The organism is Mesorhizobium sp. YR577 (assembly GCF_900116595.1).
Taxonomy (GTDB): Bacteria; Pseudomonadota; Alphaproteobacteria; order Rhizobiales; family Rhizobiaceae; genus Mesorhizobium_M.
In genome coordinates, this window is record NZ_FPBI01000006.1 from 249428 (window position 1) to 266998 (window position 17571).

Genomic DNA, 17571 nt, shown 5'->3' on the forward strand with positions numbered 1-17571 from the left:
CTTTGGCCACCAAGCACTGTGAAGATTGGACTGAGCGGACTTGCAGCAGAGTTCCCCTCCCCCTTGTGGGGAGGGGTTAGGGGTGGGGGTCCCTCCAAACGCAATTACCTCCCGTAGACGGGTAAAACGCTACCAAGGGATAGGCAGCAAACCGTCACGGTTACCCCCTCACCCCACCCCAACCGCAGTCTTCAACGCCCGATAAAACGTCGACTGAAACAGCTCCCCCGGATCGACCTCCCGCTTCTTCGCCAGAAAAGCCGGCAGCTCCGGATAGGACGCCAGCAACTGCGCGCGCGTGAAATGAAGCTGATACGGCAGGAAGAACCGGCCGCGATGTTTCAGCGTCAGGTCGATCATCGCCCGCGTCAGCGTTCGCATCCTGGCGTTGCCGGCATCGTCGGCGCTCTGGTTGATGTAGAGCACCAGCGCGAAGGCCGGCTCCGGCGCATAGGTCAGCGCCACGTCCTCGCGGTGAACGATGCGCACCGAGGCGTTCAGCACCGGCAGATCCTGCCCGCGCAAGATCTCCCGCGCACCGGCGATGAAGGCGTCGTACTCGCCGCGCGGCACGAAATATTCGTGAAGGATATCCGTCTCATAGGCGAGATCGTTGAACAGATAGGGCACGGAATCATGCATCGGGTTGTTGCGCGTCACCAGGCACGCCTCGCCCTCGCCCATCGCCGCCGTACGCGGCACCGTGCAGCTTTCGAATTTCGGTTCGAGGTTCTTTTCGGCGTACCATTTCAGGCTCTGGAACGTATCGCCCAGCTTGGCGAGATTCATGATTGCCCGCTTCATCCCGACACCGTCCGGCTCGCCAAGTGCGGGCATATCCGCCGGCGGCTGGTCGCCCACCTTGTCGTAGCGATAGACGATCATGTCCTCGAGAAAATTGCCGGGCGCCGTCGAAAGATGCCCGTAGAACAGGCCGATATTCCTGTCCTGCTCCAGATGCTCGGCAAAGAAGGCCGGGAAATCATCGGAGCGGATGATCTCGCGGGAGGTCCGGTAGACGGCATTGTCGACGATATCGAGCTTGGCCTCCAGCACGACGCCGAACAGGCCGTAGCCGCCCAGCACATGCCGAAACAGCTCGGCATTCTCACTGCCCGAACAGGTCACGACCGAGCCGTCGGCCAGCATCACCCGCATCGACTGCACCGAGCCCGCCACCGATCCCGCCTGATGGTCCATGCCATGCGCATTGACCGAAATCGAGCCGCCGACGGAAAAGATGTCGGTCGACTGCATCGCCTTCACGGCAAAGCGCGGATGTAAGATGTTCTGGATATCGTGCCATGTCGCGCCCGGCTGCACGGTCATGGTCTTCGCCTCGGCATCCACAGTGACCTTGTTGAACTTGCGCATGTCCAGCACCAGCGCGTTGTCGTCAAAAGCCTGCCCGCCCATCGAGTGGCGCACCGCCGCGATCGAAACCTTCAGCCCGCTCTCGCGCGCAAAAACCAGCGCCCGCGCGACATGACCCTCCTCGCCGACCTCGACCACGCCATAAACCGGCGTGCGCGAAAGCGCGCTGGCATCGTTGATGGTTCCGCCCTTCGAAAGCCAGGGCAGCGAGGCATCAAAGGCGGGTGGATTGGCGAGCGGCTGCAATGGCAGCGAAACGCCATCGATATCGGCAATTCGCCCGGCGTCCTTCGCCCCGGAAGGGTCGCGCGCCAGCCGCGCCAGCGTCGTGCCGCCCCAGGCCGCCGCACCGCCCAGCACTGCCGCGCCAAGCAGCAGCCGCCGCGAAATGCCAAATCTCTTGCGCCCATCCGCCATGGTGATCTCCCTCAAGGCGTCACCGATAGCGCGGGTTTTTAAGGAAAACCATAAGGCGCATCACATAACGGCGAAGCGCGCGCATGATTGCGTCCAAGCCAGTCCCCTCTCCGTCTCGGCTTCGCCGAGCCACCTCTCCCCGCAAGCGGGGCGAGGAACCGGAACTCGCCGAGGTCGCGAGAATTCCGAGGTCGCGGCGTCACAGAACTTGGGTTCCTCGCCCCTACGAAGTGGGGGAGAGGTGGCGCGCGAAGCGCGACGGAGAGGGGGACTTTGCAAGGCCCGGCATTCTAAGATTGGGCCAGCCTCACGATCCCGCTTCACAAGAATCGGGCTTTCTGGCATGAGTGTCGGGAAATCCTCCGCTCTTTTCGAAAGTCGCTCCGTGCACCCCGTCGTCGAAATCCTCGGCTCGCTGGCCGCCGTCATCACCACGCTCGGCTGGCTGCCGCAGCTTTTGAAAATCCGTCGCGAAAAGAAGGCCGACGACATCTCGCTCGTCGCCATCGGCACGATCGCCACCGGCGTCTTCCTGTGGACGCTCTACGGCCTGTTCATCGGCTCGTGGCCGGTCATCATGGCCAACGCCGTGACGTTCCTTTTCATCGTCGCGATCGTCGGCATGAAACTGCATTACGGCCGCGCCGTTCAGACCGGCGGATAGACCGCTCCAAGCCGCGCCGAGACCTTTTCCTTCAGCCGGCCCTCCAGCGCTTCGACCGGCACGAGGCACTCGCGGTCGCCCGCGCGCAGCCGCATGAACGGCACCGTCTCAAAGCCGGCAATCCGCCCGCGCCGCGCACCCTCCGTGCCGATATCGGCCACCAGCATCGCGCCGATCCTCCCCGGCCAGGGCTGCCGCGCCCATGCGGTGCCCAGGCAATCGCCCAGCCCATAGGCGATGAGCGCCCCTTCGATCTGCTCCAGCGGCTGCACGACATGGGCGTGGTGCCCGACGACCAACCCTGCCCCGGCAGCCGCCAGTTTTCGAGCAAACGTCCGCGTCGTTGCTTGCGAAAAATGCCGGAACTCAAAATCCCAGTGCGGCACGGCGCAGATGAGATCGACGCCCGCTTTCGCCTCCGTATCCCAGCCGCCAAAATCCTCCACCATCAGCACCCGCCCGGCGAAATCCTCGCGCGCCGCATTACGCCACTGCGTGAAGGCCGAGAACCCCACCGTCAGCCCGGCGGCTTCGAAGGGCTTCACCCAGCCGTCTGCCTCCGTGCCGATGGTGCGGATGCCAAGACGCCCGAGAGTCGCCACCGTCTCCTCAAAACCGGCAACGCCCTGGTCGAGCACATGATTGTTGGCCAGCGACAGGACAAGCTTTTCAGGCGTGATGTCCAACGCAGCCAAGGCGCTTTCGAGAAAGGCCGGCGTCATCGCGTGACGCAGCCCGAGACTCGTCCCGAACGGCGCATATAGCTTTTCAACCACCGGGCTCTCGCAATTGGCGATCACCAGATCGGCCGATGCGATGATCCTGCCGAGCGCCGGGTCGACCAGCGGCGCGCGCCGGTTGGCAACCGCCGAAATGTCGCCGAGGAAAACCAGCCGCACCAGCCGGCCATTCGCCGGCGCCGGCCGCGCCATCGGCGCAAAACCGGTTCGATCGCCCCCCAGCGACGGACGCAGGAAACGCGGCAGCCATGACAGCTTGTAAGAGAGTGGAAAATTCGACACCGCGCCGCCCGCTGATTTTGCGCGCACGCTACAGCAACGGATGCCCGGTTAAAATCCTTCCGCGCTGCGCGCGCGGAAGGATCGGTGGAGACTGCGTGCGGTCCCCGGAGCCTTTCCGGCTCAGGTAGAGCCGCCCCTCATCCCGCTGCCGCGACCTTCTCCCCGTATAGTGACGGGGAGAAGGAGGCTGGCCGCAACGCTGGCACCCCCTCTCCCCGTACTTACGGGGGTCCGAAGGACGGGCGAGACCCGTGGCTCGCCCCGGAATGGGTAAGGGTGAGGGGCAGTTTCCGTCGAGACCTGAACGATCTACGCAGCCACCCCCGCAGGCTTGGCCACCAACGCCCCGGCGATCTTCTCCGACAGCCAGCCGAACAGCGCCCCGACGATCATCGACACGATGATGTTGATCAGCGGATTGTCGACGAGGGATGCCGAGGTCAGCGTCGCCATCTTGCCGGCGAGCAGCGCATAGGCTGCGACACTGGCAAAGCCGTAGACCGCCGACGGTATCTGGGCCAACAGCGGCGCATTCGCACCCATGATGAGAACGATGACGGTGACCGCAACCGATATGCCCGCCGCTAGCGGTACGCCGAGCGAGCCGGCAAGCAGCGATATGCCGTAAAGCGCGATCCAGCCGAGAATCGCGCCCCATATGTGGGCTGGAATATTGGTCTTGAGCGAGCCTTCCTTGCCGCCCGAATGGTAATAGGCGCCCCAGGCGATGAAGGCCGCCCATATCTGCAGGCCAAGTCCGGCCAATGGCCCGACGAAAAGCCAGGTGGCTATGCCGCCGAGTATTCCAACGCTGAGTGCAAGTGCGGTGAGCAATGGCATGTGAATTCCCTCCCTATGGGATTCATCAGGACAGCCACATCGCGTGTGCGCTGTCCTATGCCGGTGCCCTGTTGCTCAAAAGATCAGCAAATTTACCTTACGTCAACCATAGCTTGTGCCGTCTGCCTATGGATTGATCAGTCATCAACAGAAAGCCGCGCGCACGCACGCGAAGGCCCCGTTACCAGGCATAAAGCATAACCGCGCTGCCATATTGGAGAGGCGGGGAATCGGCGCTAGGTTGTATCCGCTTCGAAATGCAATCCGCTCTGGAGGGGCAGTCCATGAATTTTCGAAAACTGGTCACCGCCGCGGCCGTGCTGGCCGGGGTGGTGCTTTTGCCTGCGGCAGCAAACGCAGCCAACGCCTATGTCACCGGCAATGTGAATGTCCGCTCGGGCCCGGGCACCGGCTATGACCGCATCGGAACGCTCAGTGCCGGCACCACGGTCAATGTGCGCGGCTGCGAGGCCAACTGGTGCAACATCCGCGGCGGCGGCCTGCGTGGCTGGGTTTCGGCGAACTACCTGTCGGGCGCAAGCTATCGCCCGCCGGTGGTCGTCGTTCCGCCACCCATCATCGTGCGCCCGCCGCATTACCGGCCCCCGCACTGGAACCGTCCTCCACATTGGAACCGCCCGCCGCACCGGCCAAGGCCGCCGAAGCCGCGACCGCCGCGTCCTGGCAACCACTGCAAGATCGCACCCGGCTTCCCCTGCCCGTAAAGGTAGCAGCCGCCCAGAGCAATTCCAGGAAAAGTGTGAAACGGTTTTCCGTCCGGAATTGCGTAAAAACAAATACCTGGAGCGGTTGGACCGCTCCAGGCAGTTCACCCCGGCACGGCCTTGTCGCGCCGGGGTTTTCGTGAGTAAGTTTCAGGCCATGAAAACCGTGCTGCCGCTTGTTTTTGCGCTGTTCTTGTCCAGTCCGGCAATTGCCGCCTGGCAGGAGATCGATGGCGGCATATCTTCGGTTCCCAAGGAAACCAACAGCACCATCCAGGCCGTCGTCCTCCACTGCGTCGACGGCGCGGCTATCGACGTCTATTCCGGCGGCGACGGCACGATAAAACCGGCCGCCGGCGGCGAGGTCGTCGACTATTTCTACAAGCCAGGCTTCATCCGCGCAGACATCGACGGCAGCGCCTTCCCAATGGTCGCCGCCGGTTCGGGCGACGCGGTCGTGCTGTTTTCCGAAGGCAAGGAGGCGGAAGGCTACATGGCCCCGCTGGATGACGCGCTGATCGGTGCGCTGACCGCCGGCAAACTCCTGACGCTCGCCTTCGATCTCAACCCAACGACCGCAGCCGACAGCTCGACCTTTGAAACCTTCGCCACCTTCGATCTCGACGGCCATGGCGAAACGATCCGCAACGCCATCGGCAACTGCGAGTGAGGCAGCGCAGTTTTAGCGCTTACCTCGCCTTGCCAGGCACCCATCTGTCGGCCGGGTTCTTGAAATATTTCCAGCCGCGGTCGCGCGCCCGGCTGAGTGCGGCGAGATAGATATCCTCGATCTGCGGCAGCATCGCCTCCGGCGCCAGTTGCTCGGTGACCTTTTGCCTGTCCGCCGCGCCGGCCTCAACCTGCCATTGCGGATTGCGCGCAAAACGTTCCGCCGCTTTCGAAAGGCCGTCCACGTCACCGACCGTGAAAAGGCGGTCCGCCGGAAGCAGATCTTCCATATTGCCAACATCGGTGGAAATGGCGGGAATTGCCTGTGCCATCGCTTCCAGCGGCGCGATAGGCGCCTCCTCGGCTATCGACGTGCACAGGAAAAGATCCATCGCCGCCACCAGTTCCACGGCATCCTCGCGAGGGCCGACAAGGTGGACCTTGCCGTTCAGGATGGGGTCTTTGAGCGCCGCATGCCAGCCCGGCATGCCCTCTTTTCCGTCCAGCCCACCTACAAGCATCAGCTCCGCATCGATGCCCTTCTCGAGCAGTTGCTTCAGGATAGCGAGCATGTCGATCTGGCGCTTGCGCACCCCTATCAGGCCGACGGAACCCAGAAGGAAAGTGTTCTCTCGAATGCCCAGTTTCTGGCGCGCAAGATTTCTGGCTTCGGGTGAAACCGGCTGCAAGGCCGCACTGTCGAACATGTTCGGCACGATATGCATTCTGGCTGGGGAGACCAGCAGGCGCTTGATGTAATAGTCCGCCGTCTGCCGGCTGAGTCCCACGACCGCATGGGCGAAACGCCACGGGATCTGGAACTGCCGCGTATGCGCCGTCATCACCGCAGGGGCGCCGTCGGCAATGGTGAAGATCATCAGGAATTTGTTGGCCCGGCTGCCATGCGCATGAACCAGCGTGCGGCCCCAGTCGCGTATCGGATAGCCGGTGTTGCGCAGATCGGTCGGGTTGGTCCGGAAGCTGCTTTGCAGCATCTTCACCGGGCCGGCGAATTTCTGCCGCTCGATCCAGCTCTTGCGCGGGTGAATCAGCATCACCTCATGACCAGCCTTGATCTGATTGTCGATCAAGGTTTTGGTACTCGTCGCAACGCCATTCAGGACATCATGGCTTATGAGATGGGCTATCTTCATAAACGGTCGGCTTTTCCGATCGGCCTGTGCGGCCATCAATTGCAATTGCAGGAAAAGCCGCGTGGGGCGCGTCGATTTTTCCGCACCCCTCATATGGGGTTATTTGCCTTTGCGCAAAGGCGTTCACGAGTCTTCCCTAAAATCTCCTCATAGCGCAATTATGGCGTAGCGGCCGCAGCTTGTTTGTCGCGTCAAACCACTGCCGACTCCTGACACCCTACTGTCAGCAGCCGAACATTGCGCCTGCCTTTCATGTACCTTTCTCTTTTCATTTTACCGGACTCCCACCATATTCCGGTCATGGCCAAATCTCCCGACAAGAAATCGCCGCGCGAAGCGGCCGCTCGTGACGACCGCCCCGCGAAGGGCGTGCGCCGCAGCGCGCTGACCGATTTCATGGATGCCGCCGAACCGCTGGAGCGCAAGGGCTTTTCCGAAGCGCCGCAAGCCGAGTTCACCGGCGCACCGCTTACCGGCTCGATTTCGGATTGGGCAGAGCAGATTTCGAAGGAGGCAGAGCGAATCTCCCCCCTTGAGGGGGGTGAGAAGCGGTCGGACGAAGGCCGAGGAAAAGCCAACGATTTGGCTTTTCCAGCGACGAACGCCCGGAGCCATAGCGAAGGGCAGGAGCCGCAGGCGACAGAGGGGGTCGGTACAGGAAGCGCTGGACGCAAAGGAACGTCGAGCGCTGCCGCAACGACCCCACCCGGCCCTTCGGGCCACCCTCCCCTCAAGGGGGAGGGAAAGGCGCCCAAGCGCGTCCCCGAGCGCTCGTCCGCTCCCACCAAATCGGCGCGCGGCACCTCCATAGGCGGCGCAGCTACCGCCCGCGAACGTTCGGCCGCCGGCCTCAATCCCGTTGCCGGCCTCGACATTTCACTGGAAGACGCCGAGAAGATGTCGGCTTCGGGCGGTGTTACCGCCACGGTCGCCGCACTCTCCGCCCTTATCGAATCCGGCAACCCGCTGCACAAGAATGGCGAGATGTGGATTCCCCACCGCCCTGCCCGCCCGGAAAAATCCGAAGGCGGCGTGGCGATCAAGATGGTGTCGGACTTCGAGCCCGCAGGCGACCAGCCGACCGCGATCAAGGATCTGGTCGAAGGCGTTGGCAACAATGATCGCACGCAGGTTCTGCTCGGCGTCACCGGCTCCGGGAAAACCTTCACCATGGCCAAGGTGATCGAGGAGACGCAGCGCCCTGCCCTGATCCTCGCGCCCAACAAGACGCTGGCCGCCCAGCTCTATTCGGAGTTCAAGAAATTCTTCCCCGAAAACGCGGTGGAATATTTCGTCTCCTATTACGACTATTACCAGCCCGAAGCCTACGTTCCGCGAACCGACACGTTCATCGAGAAGGAATCCTCGATCAACGAACAGATTGACCGCATGCGCCATTCGGCGACGCGTTCGCTGCTGGAGCGCGACGACGTTATCATCGTCGCCTCGGTCTCCTGCATCTACGGTATCGGCTCGGTCGAGACCTACACCGCCATGACCTTCCAGATGACGGTCGGCGACCGCCTCGACCAGCGCGCGCTGCTCGCCGACCTCGTCGCCCAGCAGTACAAGCGCCAGGACATCAACTTCGTGCGCGGCTCGTTCCGCGTGCGCGGCGACACGATCGAAATCTTCCCGGCCCACTTGGAGGATTCCGCCTGGCGCATTTCGATGTTCGGCGACGAGATCGACAGCATCACCGAATTCGACCCGCTGACCGGCCACAAGACCGGCGACCTGAAAAGCGTAAAAATCTACGCCAATTCGCACTATGTCACGCCTCGCCCGACGCTGAACCAGGCGATCAAGTCGATCAAGGAAGAGCTTCAGGGCCGCCTTGTCGAACTGGAAAAGGCCGGCCGCCTGCTGGAAGCCCAACGGCTGGAGCAGCGCACCCGCTTCGACCTCGAAATGCTGGAGGCTACCGGCTCCTGCGCCGGCATCGAGAACTATTCGCGCTACCTCACCGGCCGCCGGCCCGGCGATCCGCCACCGACGCTGTTCGAATATATTCCCGACAACGCACTCGTCTTCGTCGACGAAAGCCACGTCACCATTCCGCAAATTGGCGGCATGTATCGCGGCGACTTTCGGCGCAAGGCGACGCTGGCCGAATACGGTTTTCGTCTCCCCTCCTGCATGGACAACCGCCCGCTGCGCTTCGAGGAATGGGACGCCATGCGCCCGCTTTCCGTCGCCGTTTCGGCCACTCCCGGCGGCTGGGAGATGGAGGAGGCCGGTGGCGTCTTCGCCGAGCAGGTCATCCGCCCGACCGGCCTGATCGACCCGCCGGTGGAAATCCGCCCGGCCAAGACCCAGGTCGACGATGTCGTCGGCGAAATCCGCGAGACGACCAAGGCCGGCTACCGCACGCTGGTGACGGTTCTGACCAAGCGCATGGCCGAAGACCTCACCGAATATCTGCATGAAAACGGCATCCGCGTGCGCTACATGCATTCCGACATCGACACGCTGGAGCGCATCGAGATCCTGCGCGACCTGCGCCTCGGCGCCTTCGACGTGCTGGTCGGCATCAACCTGCTGCGCGAAGGCCTCGACATTCCCGAATGCGGTTTCGTCGCCATCCTCGACGCCGACAAGGAAGGTTTCCTGCGCTCCGAAACCTCGCTCATCCAGACCATCGGCCGCGCCGCGCGCAACGTCGACGGCAAGGTCATCCTCTACGCCGACAATGTGACGGGCTCGATGGAGCGAGCCATGGCCGAGACCGCGCGCCGCCGCGAGAAGCAGGTGGCGTGGAACGAGGCCAACGGCATCACCCCCGAAAGCGTCAAGTCGCGCATCTCCGACATTCTGGATTCGGTCTACGAGAAGGACCACGTCCGCGCCGACATTTCGGACTTCGCCGCCGACGGCAACATGGTCGGCAACAATCTCAAGGCCCATCTGGAAGCGCTGGACAAGCAGATGCGCAACGCCGCCGCCGATCTCGACTTCGAGAAGGCCGCCCGCCTGCGCGACGAGATCAAGCGCCTGCGCGAAATGGAATTGGCCGTCTCCGACGATCCGCTGGCCAAATATGCCGACATGGAAAGCCCGGTTTCCGGCCGCGAAAAGGGCAAGCACAACAAGGGCCGCGCGATCCACCGCGCGGTGGACGACAATGCGCCCTCCCCGCAGGAAGAGCGCACCAAGCAGCGCGCGGCCTCGGGCCGGTCGCTCTTCGCCAAGCCCGAGCTGGACGAGATGGGTCGCGCCGGCGACCACACCACCCGCGCCGGCAAGACGCCGCCATCCAAGCCGCTCTTCGCCAAACCCTCGCTCGACGACATGGGACCCGGCACCGACGCGACGACACCCGCCGGCGCAGTGTCGCGCTCGCTGTTCAAGAAGCAGTCGGCCCAGGAAGCCCACGGTGCCGATTACGGCCTGCCCGACGATGCCCACAAATCGCTGTTCAAGAAGAACTCGCTCGACGAAATGACCGTCCGCCGCACCGAAAAGCCGGTCGAAGGAGTCAAGCCGGCGAAGCCGGATCTTCCTTCTCCCCGTTCACGGGGGTCCGAGGGACGGGCCGAGGCCCGCGGCTCGGCCCCGGGTAGTGGCCCGGATGGCCGGATGAGGGGCAGCGCCGACGCGGCCGATGACAACTCCCCCAAACCCATCAACCGCGAGCGCGCCGGCATAGGCTCCTACGAAGACCCCACTGATGCCCGCCGCCAGAAACGGCGTCCGGGCAAGACGGGCCGGCCTGGGCGGTAGCGGCATGGCAACCAAGTGGCGAGAACCGGGGATTTGGGTAGCGATGGCGATGGGCCTTAGCATTCTGGGCGTGATGTTCTTCGGCTGGAACGATCCGGTAGTTACTCAAGAGGCAGACTGCGGGAACGTGAAGGTTGCCGCCGCCGACAACCCCTGCGAACCAGCAGTCGCGACACCCTAGAACTAGAACCATCTCGGGTCGGCCGGCGCAATAACCGCATCGCCGGTTTCCATTCGCGCCAACACGATTTCACTGAGGATTTCCTATGACCCAAGACCCGTTGTTTGAGCGGCTTTGGGATGGCAGCGCCAAGATGGAGGAATGGACCGCCGCGGTTTCGCACGGCGCAATCACGCATGTCGCCGAGAATATCATTACGGTCCACACCACCTATTTCTGCGGCAGCGTGACGGCGATACGCACGTCCGAAGGGCTGGTCTTGATCGACACCGCGAAGCCGGACACGGCGAAGCAGACGCTGGATGTCGTGCGCTCTTGGGACGACGGCCCGATCCACACCGTCATCTTCACCCACGGCCATATCGACCACACGAGCGGCGTCACCGCCATCGACGCGGAGGCCGATGCAAGAGGCGTTTCGCGTCCCCGGATCATTGCCCATCGCAACGTGAAGCGGCGCATGGAGCGGTATGAGGCGTCGCACGGCTTCAACAGCATCGTGCAGGGCCAGCAGTTCAACATGCCGGGCTACGTCTATCCAATCGGCCAGCGCCGCCCCGACGAGGTCTATGACGACACCTCGTCGCTTACCGTCGGAGGAGAGCGGATCGAGCTCTTTCATGGCCGCGGGGAAACAGACGACGCCACATTCGTCTGGCTGCCCGAACGGCGCGTTCTGGCGAGCGGCGATTTCGTGATCTGGGTGTTTCCCAACGCCGGAAATCCCCGCAAGGTGCAGCGCTACGCGGCGGAATGGGCCGTCGCGCTCCGGCAGATGGAGCAGCTTCGGCCCGCGGTCCTAATCCCCGGCCATGGCCCGGTGGTTTTCGGAGAGGCGCGGGCAAAGCAGATACTGGCGGATGGCGCCGAAGCGCTCGAATATCTCGTGCGCGAGACGCTGGCGCTGATGAACAAGGGCGCCACGCTTGACGAGGTTCTTCAAGCGGTGAAGATGCCCGCTGAATTTCTCGCAAAACCCTACCTGCTCGCGAAATACGATGACCCGGAATTCCTGGTCCGAAGCATCTATCATTTTTACGCAGGCTGGTTCGACGGCAACCCGGCGCATCTCAAGCCGGCTCCGGCATCCGACCTCGCTTCGGAACTGGCCGGTCTCGTCGGCGGCGCAAGAAAACTGGCCGAACGGGCAGCAGCCTTGTCCGAGGCGGGACAATCCCGCCTCGCCGTGCAACTCGCCGAGTTCGCCGGCGCAGCCGCCCCCGAGGATCAGAGCATTCAGGCCATCCGCGCCACGGTTCTGCAAAAGGCGATCGACGGCGAGAGCTCGCTCATGGGCAAGGCCTTCCTCGCCGTCTACCAACGCGAAGCCGAGCAGCGATCTAAAGGCCGCCCTGTTCCAGCGCCATAAAGCTCTGGAACCCGCCAAAGATCATGCGCTTCCCGTCGAAGGGCATGTCGGTCATGAATTCGTTAAGGCGTGTGTCCGCCATCACCTTCTTGCTGATCGCATCCCGGTCCTCGCGTGAGGCATAGACGACCCATGAGAAGATGACGACCTCGTCGTCCTTGGCCTGCACGGCGCGCGGAAATGAGGTGAGCTCGCCATAGGGCACATCGTCGCCGATGCATTCCACATAGGCCAGCGCACCATGTTCCATCCACACGTCACCCCCCACTTTTGCCATCGCCTTGTAGGCGTCGATTTTGCTCTTCGGCACGGCAAGCACGAACCCGTCGACATAAGACATTTTTCGATCTCCTCTGCGGTTTGACGTCCAAAGGACGTTTCAGCGAGGCCGATTCCGACATTGTTTCTTCATTTTTCTGCTTCCTCGCCAGCGAGCGAGGTGAAGACATGAAGAAACTGCGCGGTCTCGATCCTCCAAACTGATTGCTTTTAACAACCAGTCAAGCAATGCCATAACTGATTTTGTTTTGCAAGCAGTCTAGGAATTAAAAAGAACTGGTTTGCGCTCCATGCCGCTGCCAGTCCCGCTTGACACAGAGTCTTCCGCACAGGAGCATTCCGCCCATGGCACCATTCAAGGTCGATCCGGACAAGGTTCACGCATTCGAGACTGCCGAGGTGTTCTATCGCTGGCTCGAACAGCATCACGACAGTGAAGACGAAGTCTGGATCAGGATTCACAAGGTGAATTCCGGCCTGAAATCCATCACGCCGGTCGAGGCCATCCATGTCGTGCTGTGCTGGGGCTGGATCGATGCGATACGAAAGGGCCTCGACGAGAACAGCTTCCTGCAGCGCTACACGCGGCGCGGCAAGAAGAGCATCTGGAGCCAGATCAATGTCGACAACGTCGCCCGCCTGATCGAGGAGGGCCGCATGACCGCGCATGGCCTGCGCGAAGTCGAAGCCGCCAAGGCCGACGGCCGCTGGGACCGCGCCTACAAGAGCGGCAAGGACATGAAGATCCCCGACGATCTTCAGGCCGCGATCGATGCCGAACCGGAAGCCAAGGCGATGCTGGCAAAACTCAGCGCACAGAACCGCTTCGCGCTGGCGTTCCGCACCCATAACATGAAAACCGAAGCCGGCCGCAGGAAGAAGATCGCCGCCTTCGTCGACATGCTCAAACGCGGCGAAACGATCTACCCGCAACGGGAGAAGTAGCCCGGAAGCCCCGCCACCTTATGGCAGCAAAAAATCTCCCACCGCCTGTCGGTTTCCGTCCTCCCCGTTCGTCATAGTGTCAGCCGTGCACGGCACAACCCGAACGACAGGAGATTTTCATGTCCGAAGCAACCGCCCAGACCCTCGAACAGCCGGCACCGAAAGTGCTTGGCGGCCTCGTCGCCTATCTGCAGGTCGACGGCGCCTTGAAGGTGGCCGAGTTCTACGCCAAGGCCTTCGACGCCAGGCAGGTCTTCGCCGTTCCGCCGGACGAGCAGGGCCGCACCATGCATGTCCATCTCTACATCAACGGCTCGTCGCTGATGCTGTGCGACGCCTATCCCGAGCATGGCCATCCGCATCAGGCGCCGCAGGGCTACACCATGCAGCTCCTGCTCGAAACCGACACCATCGACACCTGGTGGGACCGCGCGGTCAAGGCCGGCATGGAAGTGGTAGTGCCGCTCGACGTCATGTTCTGGGGCGACCGCTGGGGCCAGCTCCGCGACCCTTTCGGCATCCACTGGGCCATGAACGCGCCGGTGAAGCAGGCCTGACGGGCTACTCTCGGCCTTCATCCTGAGCCCTTTCTTCCCTCATCCTGAGCCTGTCGAAGGATGAGGGAAGACTGTGCCTCTCCGCAGTCATCCCGGAAACCGGAGCGAAGCGGAGGTTATCCGGGACCCATTAGCCTGATCGTCGTCAAGCACGGCCCGGTCCTGATGTTGACGCGCGTTCTGCACCGCCGAAGCTCGTCTCGGTTCCGGCATGGATTCCCGACACTCTCCGCTCGTTCCTCGCTCACGAGGTCGAGAATGACGAATTGCATTTGGGCTTGCCGCTAATCTTCGGCCTTGGTGAGTTGCCGGCACGGCAGCTAAGAATCGCTGCCGATCTCGGACGATTTGCGGGCGAGGCAACCAACGAGCTCCGCCCATCTCCACCGTCGGCGGCTTGCCACCGGGCAACCAGCAAGCTCAGCCCATCTCCAACGTCGGCGGCTTGCCGCCCGGGCAAACAACAAGCTCGTCATTCTCGACCTCGTGAGCGAGGAACGAGCGGAGAGTGTCGGGAATCCATGCCGGAACATCAATGAAGTTCACTGCGGTGCAGAACTGCCGAAGCTGAAACCAGCGGAAACTGTGGGGGAAAGATTTCCACCCAATTTCCCCTCAACCCATTGTTTCCACTCACCCCACACATTTTTTCACCTCCAATCTTTCCCCACCCCAAGACACCTCGCACATAATCCTCCCCATCGCTCTTGCGGGACCGGGTTCTGGAACCGGGATCGGGGAGAGCGGCGGTGACCTCCCGCCCTGGTGTGGTAGCCAGGAACCCGAGGGCCCGACACAGGCCGGCGTCCTGCGGCCGCATGCCCTGGCTGGAAGCTGCAAGTGATAAGCTTGCAGCGGAAGGACCAAGGGCAGATCGCGCAGGATGCGGAGAACCCGCGGCGTCTTGTCCATGGAATGTACATGGAGCGGGCGTTGTGACCGGCCAACTTCGGGACAGACACCGAGCGGCGCGCGAAAGTCGCGCCACGTACTAACATTAGGAAGGCACGGCCAAGCGCCCCGCTTCCCGATCTTTGACAATGGCCAGACGGTGAAAACCGGGCGTGGCGATGATGAAGCGCGCCTCTCCTTCTCCCCCTTGAGGGGGTGAGGAACGGTTCGCGAAGCGAACGAAAAGCCAACGATTTGGCTTTTCGAGTGACGAACGCCCGGAGCCCTAGCGTAGGGCCGGAGCGCGAAGCGCCAGAGGGGGGCGTTCATGCCGAGTTCAACGCAAAGAAGCGTCGAGCACTGCCGCAGCGACCCCACCCGGCCCTTCGGGCCACCCTCCCCTCAAGGGGGAGGGACGCCAACCCCCAACCCCAAAGGAGAACCCAATGTCCGAAATCACCAACCGCCCCTACCCCGACTACCGCATGATGGAGATCGAAAAGATCGTTGGCGAACTACCGGCAATGATCGCCGCGCTGTTTGCGCCACGCGAGTGGCCGCGCAACGAGATGCTGGCGCTCCTGCATGCCATGGCGACCGATGCCGGCATCCCGGAAGAATGCGCCGACGCCGCCTGCCGGCGCGGCGGCATTTGCCGGGCCGGGACGATCGGCGAGCAAGGCCCACCCTGCGGCGCGCATTGGCCGGACGCTCTGGTGCAGAGGTTCGAGGCCGTATGCGAGGGCATGGCCCTGTCCTGGATACTGGAGGAACGCCGCGCGGCAAGCACCCGCGAAGCACTGGTGCCGGCGCAGCCTGCACAGCCCAGGCGCGCAGGGAAGCAGGCCGTTCGCGCAGTGCGTTAACCTTACAGCGATGTTACGAAACGTGAGGAGAACACTCCGCTTAACACACCGTTAAACTGGGCCTGTCGCGTCATGCTTGCCGAAAGCCGATCCCGGCCTTCGGCAAACATGACGCGCAGATTCGAACACCTTCAGCGTGGCCTGCCTCCAGATGGGCGTGCGGCGCTGTGACGATATAGTCGGAGACGCTTTTTCATGACGAAATTCCCGCCCACCGCCTTTGCCCTCATTCTTTCGGCAGCAGCCGGCTTTGCTGCCACGAGCACCGCAATGTCGCCGCCTCCGAGCATAGAAGACGACATCCAGGCAATTCCGGTCGGCGGTTGCCATTCCGACATCCGCACACATGACGTGTCGGAACGGGCGCGCTTGGCGCGGCACTTTCATCGCGTTTCCGATTGTGACCCGACACCAGTCGAACGAAGCCTTTCTCCCAATGTTCGGCGGGCCGAATGACATCGCGTCAACAGCGCCTGATGACGGGAACGAAGAGGGCCATCGATCGCACCCTGCCGGTCATGTCCGGCAGGGCATATGCAGTGAGCCGTCCCTCAGCAGGGGCCGTTCTGGTCGACGATGCGGTAGTCGGCCGCGCGTGCTTCGCAGGAATTGCCGAAGGTGCGGGTGCTGCCGCGACGCGTCGCGCAGACCGGCCTGTATTCCTGAGTGCAGAAGGTCTGCTCAGGTTCCGGCCTCGGCGGGCGCGTGCCCGGACCGGGATATTCGGGGCGTGGCGGGCGTGTGCCCGGGTACTCCGGACGAGGCGGACGCGGGCCCGGCCCCATGCCACCGCCGCCATCGTCGCCACGGCACTGGCCGTCGCGGATCACGCGGAAGCCGGCGCGGTCGGCTTCGCAGGCATTCGGGAAGGACTGGCGCTCACCACCCCTGCGAGCGCACACCGGCTGGTATTCGCGGGTGCAGAAGCGAGGGCCCGGCTCCGGGCGCGGGCCAGGATACGGCCCCGGGCCGGGACCCGGCCCTTCGACCACGGTACAGGCCGAAAGCATGGCCGCGCCGACGATCGCCGCGCCGCGGCGCGAAAACAATGTCGCAAAGAAATTCATGACCTCTCCCTTGGCCCCATCCGCCAAAGCAACGCTTGCCGCTGCTTTTCGATCCTCGCAACTTTGCCGCTAAATGCAATCCCCGGCGTTGCGGGATTCCGTGCATGGGACTGATTTCGTTATGCTTTGCAAAGCCCCTGTTTTTCCGCCCGGTACCGGCATCTTGCAAGGATCACGTTTCCGTGCAATAAATTTTGCGTTCGGGCGTTTGCTGACCCGGAGACTGGAACGTTTTGCACGAGCCCTTTCCCCGACACTGTGAATCTCTGACAGCCCCGTTCATTGGCGGGGGGTTTTGCCATGCGCCAATGCATGACCGCCAAGCAGCCACCAACCCGGCCTCCGGCGCCAGACGGAAGACCGGGACTGACCAACGAAACGGGTGAAGGAGTTCTCCCAATGTCCCAGAGCGGAACTGTAAAATTCTTCAACGCAACCAAAGGTTTTGGTTTCATCACGCCTGACGGCGGCGCCAAGGACGTGTTCGTCCACATCTCCGCCATCGAAGCGTCCGGCCTGCGCACGCTGGTCGACGGCCAGAAGGTCACCTTCGACGTCGAGCCGGACCGCATGGGCAAGGGCCCCAAGGCGGTAAACCTCAGCGCAGCCTGAGCCTTTCTGCCATCCCGGCGATGGCATTCCAGCTTTTTTGAAAAAGGCGGGACCTCGCGGTCTCGCCTTTTTTGTCCGCAATTGTCGCCGGACAAAACTCCGCGTGCGATTCGACCCGCCGCCGGGCGCAAAAACTTTTGCTTGCCCCAACCGCTAAAATAATGGAGAAATTTCGACTTCGGGCATTTGCCGGCCCGGAGACTGGAATGGCCTGCA

At 62.8% G+C, this 17571-nt stretch carries 17 protein-coding genes; 11 read left to right on the forward strand and 6 right to left on the reverse strand.

Going from position 1 to position 17571, the window contains the following annotated elements; translation table 11 throughout:
- Nucleotides 1–168: 168 nt before the first annotated feature.
- Nucleotides 169–1791, reverse strand: coding sequence for an FAD-binding oxidoreductase (locus BM413_RS11140; RefSeq protein WP_091913287.1), 1623 nt, complete (start codon nucleotides 1789–1791; stop codon nucleotides 169–171).
- A gap of 343 nt (nucleotides 1792–2134) precedes the next feature.
- Between BM413_RS11140 and BM413_RS11145 the strand changes: the two genes are divergently transcribed.
- The gene (locus BM413_RS11145; protein WP_091913289.1) at nucleotides 2135–2455 is read left to right on the forward strand and encodes a SemiSWEET family sugar transporter; all 321 of its coding nucleotides are present in this window, start codon (nucleotides 2135–2137) and stop codon (nucleotides 2453–2455) included.
- On the opposite strand, the gene BM413_RS11150 is transcribed toward BM413_RS11145, so the two are convergent.
- Together BM413_RS11150 and BM413_RS11155 are read right to left on the reverse strand one after the other, a co-directional pair.
- Nucleotides 2440–3477: a CapA family protein gene (locus BM413_RS11150; RefSeq protein ID WP_091913404.1), complete on the reverse strand. Its 1038-nt coding sequence runs from the start codon at nucleotides 3475–3477 to the stop codon at nucleotides 2440–2442. The genes BM413_RS11145 and BM413_RS11150 overlap by 16 nt on opposite strands.
- A gap of 309 nt (nucleotides 3478–3786) precedes the next feature.
- A complete protein-coding gene (locus BM413_RS11155) occupies nucleotides 3787–4317 on the reverse strand; it encodes a DUF1097 domain-containing protein (protein WP_091913291.1) in 531 nt (176 codons plus the stop codon).
- A gap of 284 nt (nucleotides 4318–4601) precedes the next feature.
- Here BM413_RS11155 and BM413_RS11160 point away from each other — a divergent pair, with 284 nt between their 5' ends.
- Nucleotides 4602–5042, forward strand: a complete 441-nt coding sequence (locus BM413_RS11160; RefSeq protein WP_091913292.1) for an SH3 domain-containing protein — start codon at nucleotides 4602–4604, stop codon at nucleotides 5040–5042.
- A 139-nt stretch (nucleotides 5043–5181) separates the two neighbouring features.
- Entirely contained in the window at nucleotides 5182–5712 is a 531-nt protein-coding gene (locus BM413_RS33095) for a hypothetical protein (RefSeq protein WP_175544303.1), read from the forward strand.
- A gap of 19 nt (nucleotides 5713–5731) precedes the next feature.
- Here the strand turns inward: BM413_RS33095 and BM413_RS11170 are convergent, their stop codons facing one another.
- The gene (locus BM413_RS11170) at nucleotides 5732–6769 is read right to left on the reverse strand and encodes a glycosyltransferase family 4 protein (RefSeq protein WP_244537836.1); all 1038 of its coding nucleotides are present in this window, start codon (nucleotides 6767–6769) and stop codon (nucleotides 5732–5734) included.
- A gap of 3 nt (nucleotides 6770–6772) precedes the next feature.
- On the opposite strand from BM413_RS11170, the gene BM413_RS33100 reads away from it, so the two are divergent.
- From BM413_RS33100 to BM413_RS11180, 3 genes are all read left to right on the forward strand, one after another.
- A complete protein-coding gene (locus BM413_RS33100) occupies nucleotides 6773–7018 on the forward strand; it encodes a hypothetical protein (protein ID WP_162931514.1) in 246 nt (81 codons plus the stop codon).
- Nucleotides 7019–7165: 147 nt separating this feature from the next.
- Nucleotides 7166–10588 carry an excinuclease ABC subunit UvrB gene (uvrB, locus tag BM413_RS11175; RefSeq protein WP_244537837.1) on the forward strand — a complete coding sequence of 1141 codons (3423 nt, stop codon included), beginning with the start codon at nucleotides 7166–7168 and terminating at the stop codon, nucleotides 10586–10588.
- 266 nt (nucleotides 10589–10854) lie between these two features.
- Complete coding sequence (locus BM413_RS11180) at nucleotides 10855–12138, forward strand: alkyl sulfatase dimerization domain-containing protein (protein ID WP_091913297.1); 1284 nt, start codon at nucleotides 10855–10857, stop codon at nucleotides 12136–12138.
- On the opposite strand, the gene BM413_RS11185 is transcribed toward BM413_RS11180, so the two are convergent.
- The gene (locus BM413_RS11185) at nucleotides 12110–12478 is read right to left on the reverse strand and encodes a DUF1428 domain-containing protein (protein ID WP_091913299.1); all 369 of its coding nucleotides are present in this window, start codon (nucleotides 12476–12478) and stop codon (nucleotides 12110–12112) included. The genes BM413_RS11180 and BM413_RS11185 overlap by 29 nt on opposite strands.
- Before the next feature lie 284 nt (nucleotides 12479–12762).
- Here BM413_RS11185 and BM413_RS11190 point away from each other — a divergent pair, with 284 nt between their 5' ends.
- From BM413_RS11190 to BM413_RS11205, 4 genes are all read left to right on the forward strand, one after another.
- Nucleotides 12763–13362, forward strand: a complete 600-nt coding sequence (locus tag BM413_RS11190; protein WP_091913301.1) for a YdeI/OmpD-associated family protein — start codon at nucleotides 12763–12765, stop codon at nucleotides 13360–13362.
- A 119-nt stretch (nucleotides 13363–13481) separates the two neighbouring features.
- Nucleotides 13482–13919 (forward strand): VOC family protein, encoded by a 438-nt coding sequence (locus tag BM413_RS11195; protein WP_091913303.1) that lies wholly within the window; start codon nucleotides 13482–13484, stop codon nucleotides 13917–13919.
- Nucleotides 13920–15256: 1337 nt separating this feature from the next.
- On the forward strand, nucleotides 15257–15676 hold the full coding sequence (locus BM413_RS11200) for a hypothetical protein (protein ID WP_091913305.1): 420 nt from the start codon (nucleotides 15257–15259) through the stop codon (nucleotides 15674–15676).
- 195 nt (nucleotides 15677–15871) lie between these two features.
- Complete coding sequence (locus BM413_RS11205) at nucleotides 15872–16132, forward strand: hypothetical protein (RefSeq protein ID WP_091913307.1); 261 nt, start codon at nucleotides 15872–15874, stop codon at nucleotides 16130–16132.
- Nucleotides 16133–16227: 95 nt separating this feature from the next.
- On the opposite strand, the gene BM413_RS11210 is transcribed toward BM413_RS11205, so the two are convergent.
- A complete protein-coding gene (locus BM413_RS11210; RefSeq protein WP_091913309.1) occupies nucleotides 16228–16743 on the reverse strand; it encodes a Kazal-type serine protease inhibitor family protein in 516 nt (171 codons plus the stop codon).
- A gap of 399 nt (nucleotides 16744–17142) precedes the next feature.
- On the opposite strand from BM413_RS11210, the gene BM413_RS11215 reads away from it, so the two are divergent.
- On the forward strand, nucleotides 17143–17355 hold the full coding sequence (locus tag BM413_RS11215) for a cold-shock protein (RefSeq protein ID WP_008835623.1): 213 nt from the start codon (nucleotides 17143–17145) through the stop codon (nucleotides 17353–17355).
- Nucleotides 17356–17571: the final 216 nt, after the last annotated feature.

Bases quoted from the DNA above. Each gene is read 5' to 3' on its own strand.
- BM413_RS11140 (WP_091913287.1), bottom strand. From the start codon at position 1,791: ATGGCGGATGGGCGCAAGAGATTTGGCATTTCGCGGCGGCTGCTGCTT.
- BM413_RS11145 (WP_091913289.1), top strand. From the start codon at position 2,135: ATGAGTGTCGGGAAATCCTCCGCTCTTTTCGAAAGTCGCTCCGTGCAC.
- BM413_RS11155 (WP_091913291.1), bottom strand. From the start codon at position 4,317: ATGCCATTGCTCACCGCACTTGCACTCAGCGTTGGAATACTCGGCGGC.
- BM413_RS11160 (WP_091913292.1), top strand. From the start codon at position 4,602: ATGAATTTTCGAAAACTGGTCACCGCCGCGGCCGTGCTGGCCGGGGTG.
- BM413_RS33100 (WP_162931514.1), top strand. From the start codon at position 6,773: ATGACCAGCCTTGATCTGATTGTCGATCAAGGTTTTGGTACTCGTCGC.
- uvrB (WP_244537837.1), top strand. From the start codon at position 7,166: ATGGCCAAATCTCCCGACAAGAAATCGCCGCGCGAAGCGGCCGCTCGT.
- BM413_RS11180 (WP_091913297.1), top strand. From the start codon at position 10,855: ATGACCCAAGACCCGTTGTTTGAGCGGCTTTGGGATGGCAGCGCCAAG.
- BM413_RS11185 (WP_091913299.1), bottom strand. From the start codon at position 12,478: ATGTCTTATGTCGACGGGTTCGTGCTTGCCGTGCCGAAGAGCAAAATC.
- BM413_RS11190 (WP_091913301.1), top strand. From the start codon at position 12,763: ATGGCACCATTCAAGGTCGATCCGGACAAGGTTCACGCATTCGAGACT.
- BM413_RS11195 (WP_091913303.1), top strand. From the start codon at position 13,482: ATGTCCGAAGCAACCGCCCAGACCCTCGAACAGCCGGCACCGAAAGTG.
- BM413_RS11200 (WP_091913305.1), top strand. From the start codon at position 15,257: ATGTCCGAAATCACCAACCGCCCCTACCCCGACTACCGCATGATGGAG.
- BM413_RS11205 (WP_091913307.1), top strand. From the start codon at position 15,872: ATGACGAAATTCCCGCCCACCGCCTTTGCCCTCATTCTTTCGGCAGCA.
- BM413_RS11210 (WP_091913309.1), bottom strand. From the start codon at position 16,743: ATGAATTTCTTTGCGACATTGTTTTCGCGCCGCGGCGCGGCGATCGTC.
- BM413_RS11215 (WP_008835623.1), top strand. From the start codon at position 17,143: ATGTCCCAGAGCGGAACTGTAAAATTCTTCAACGCAACCAAAGGTTTT.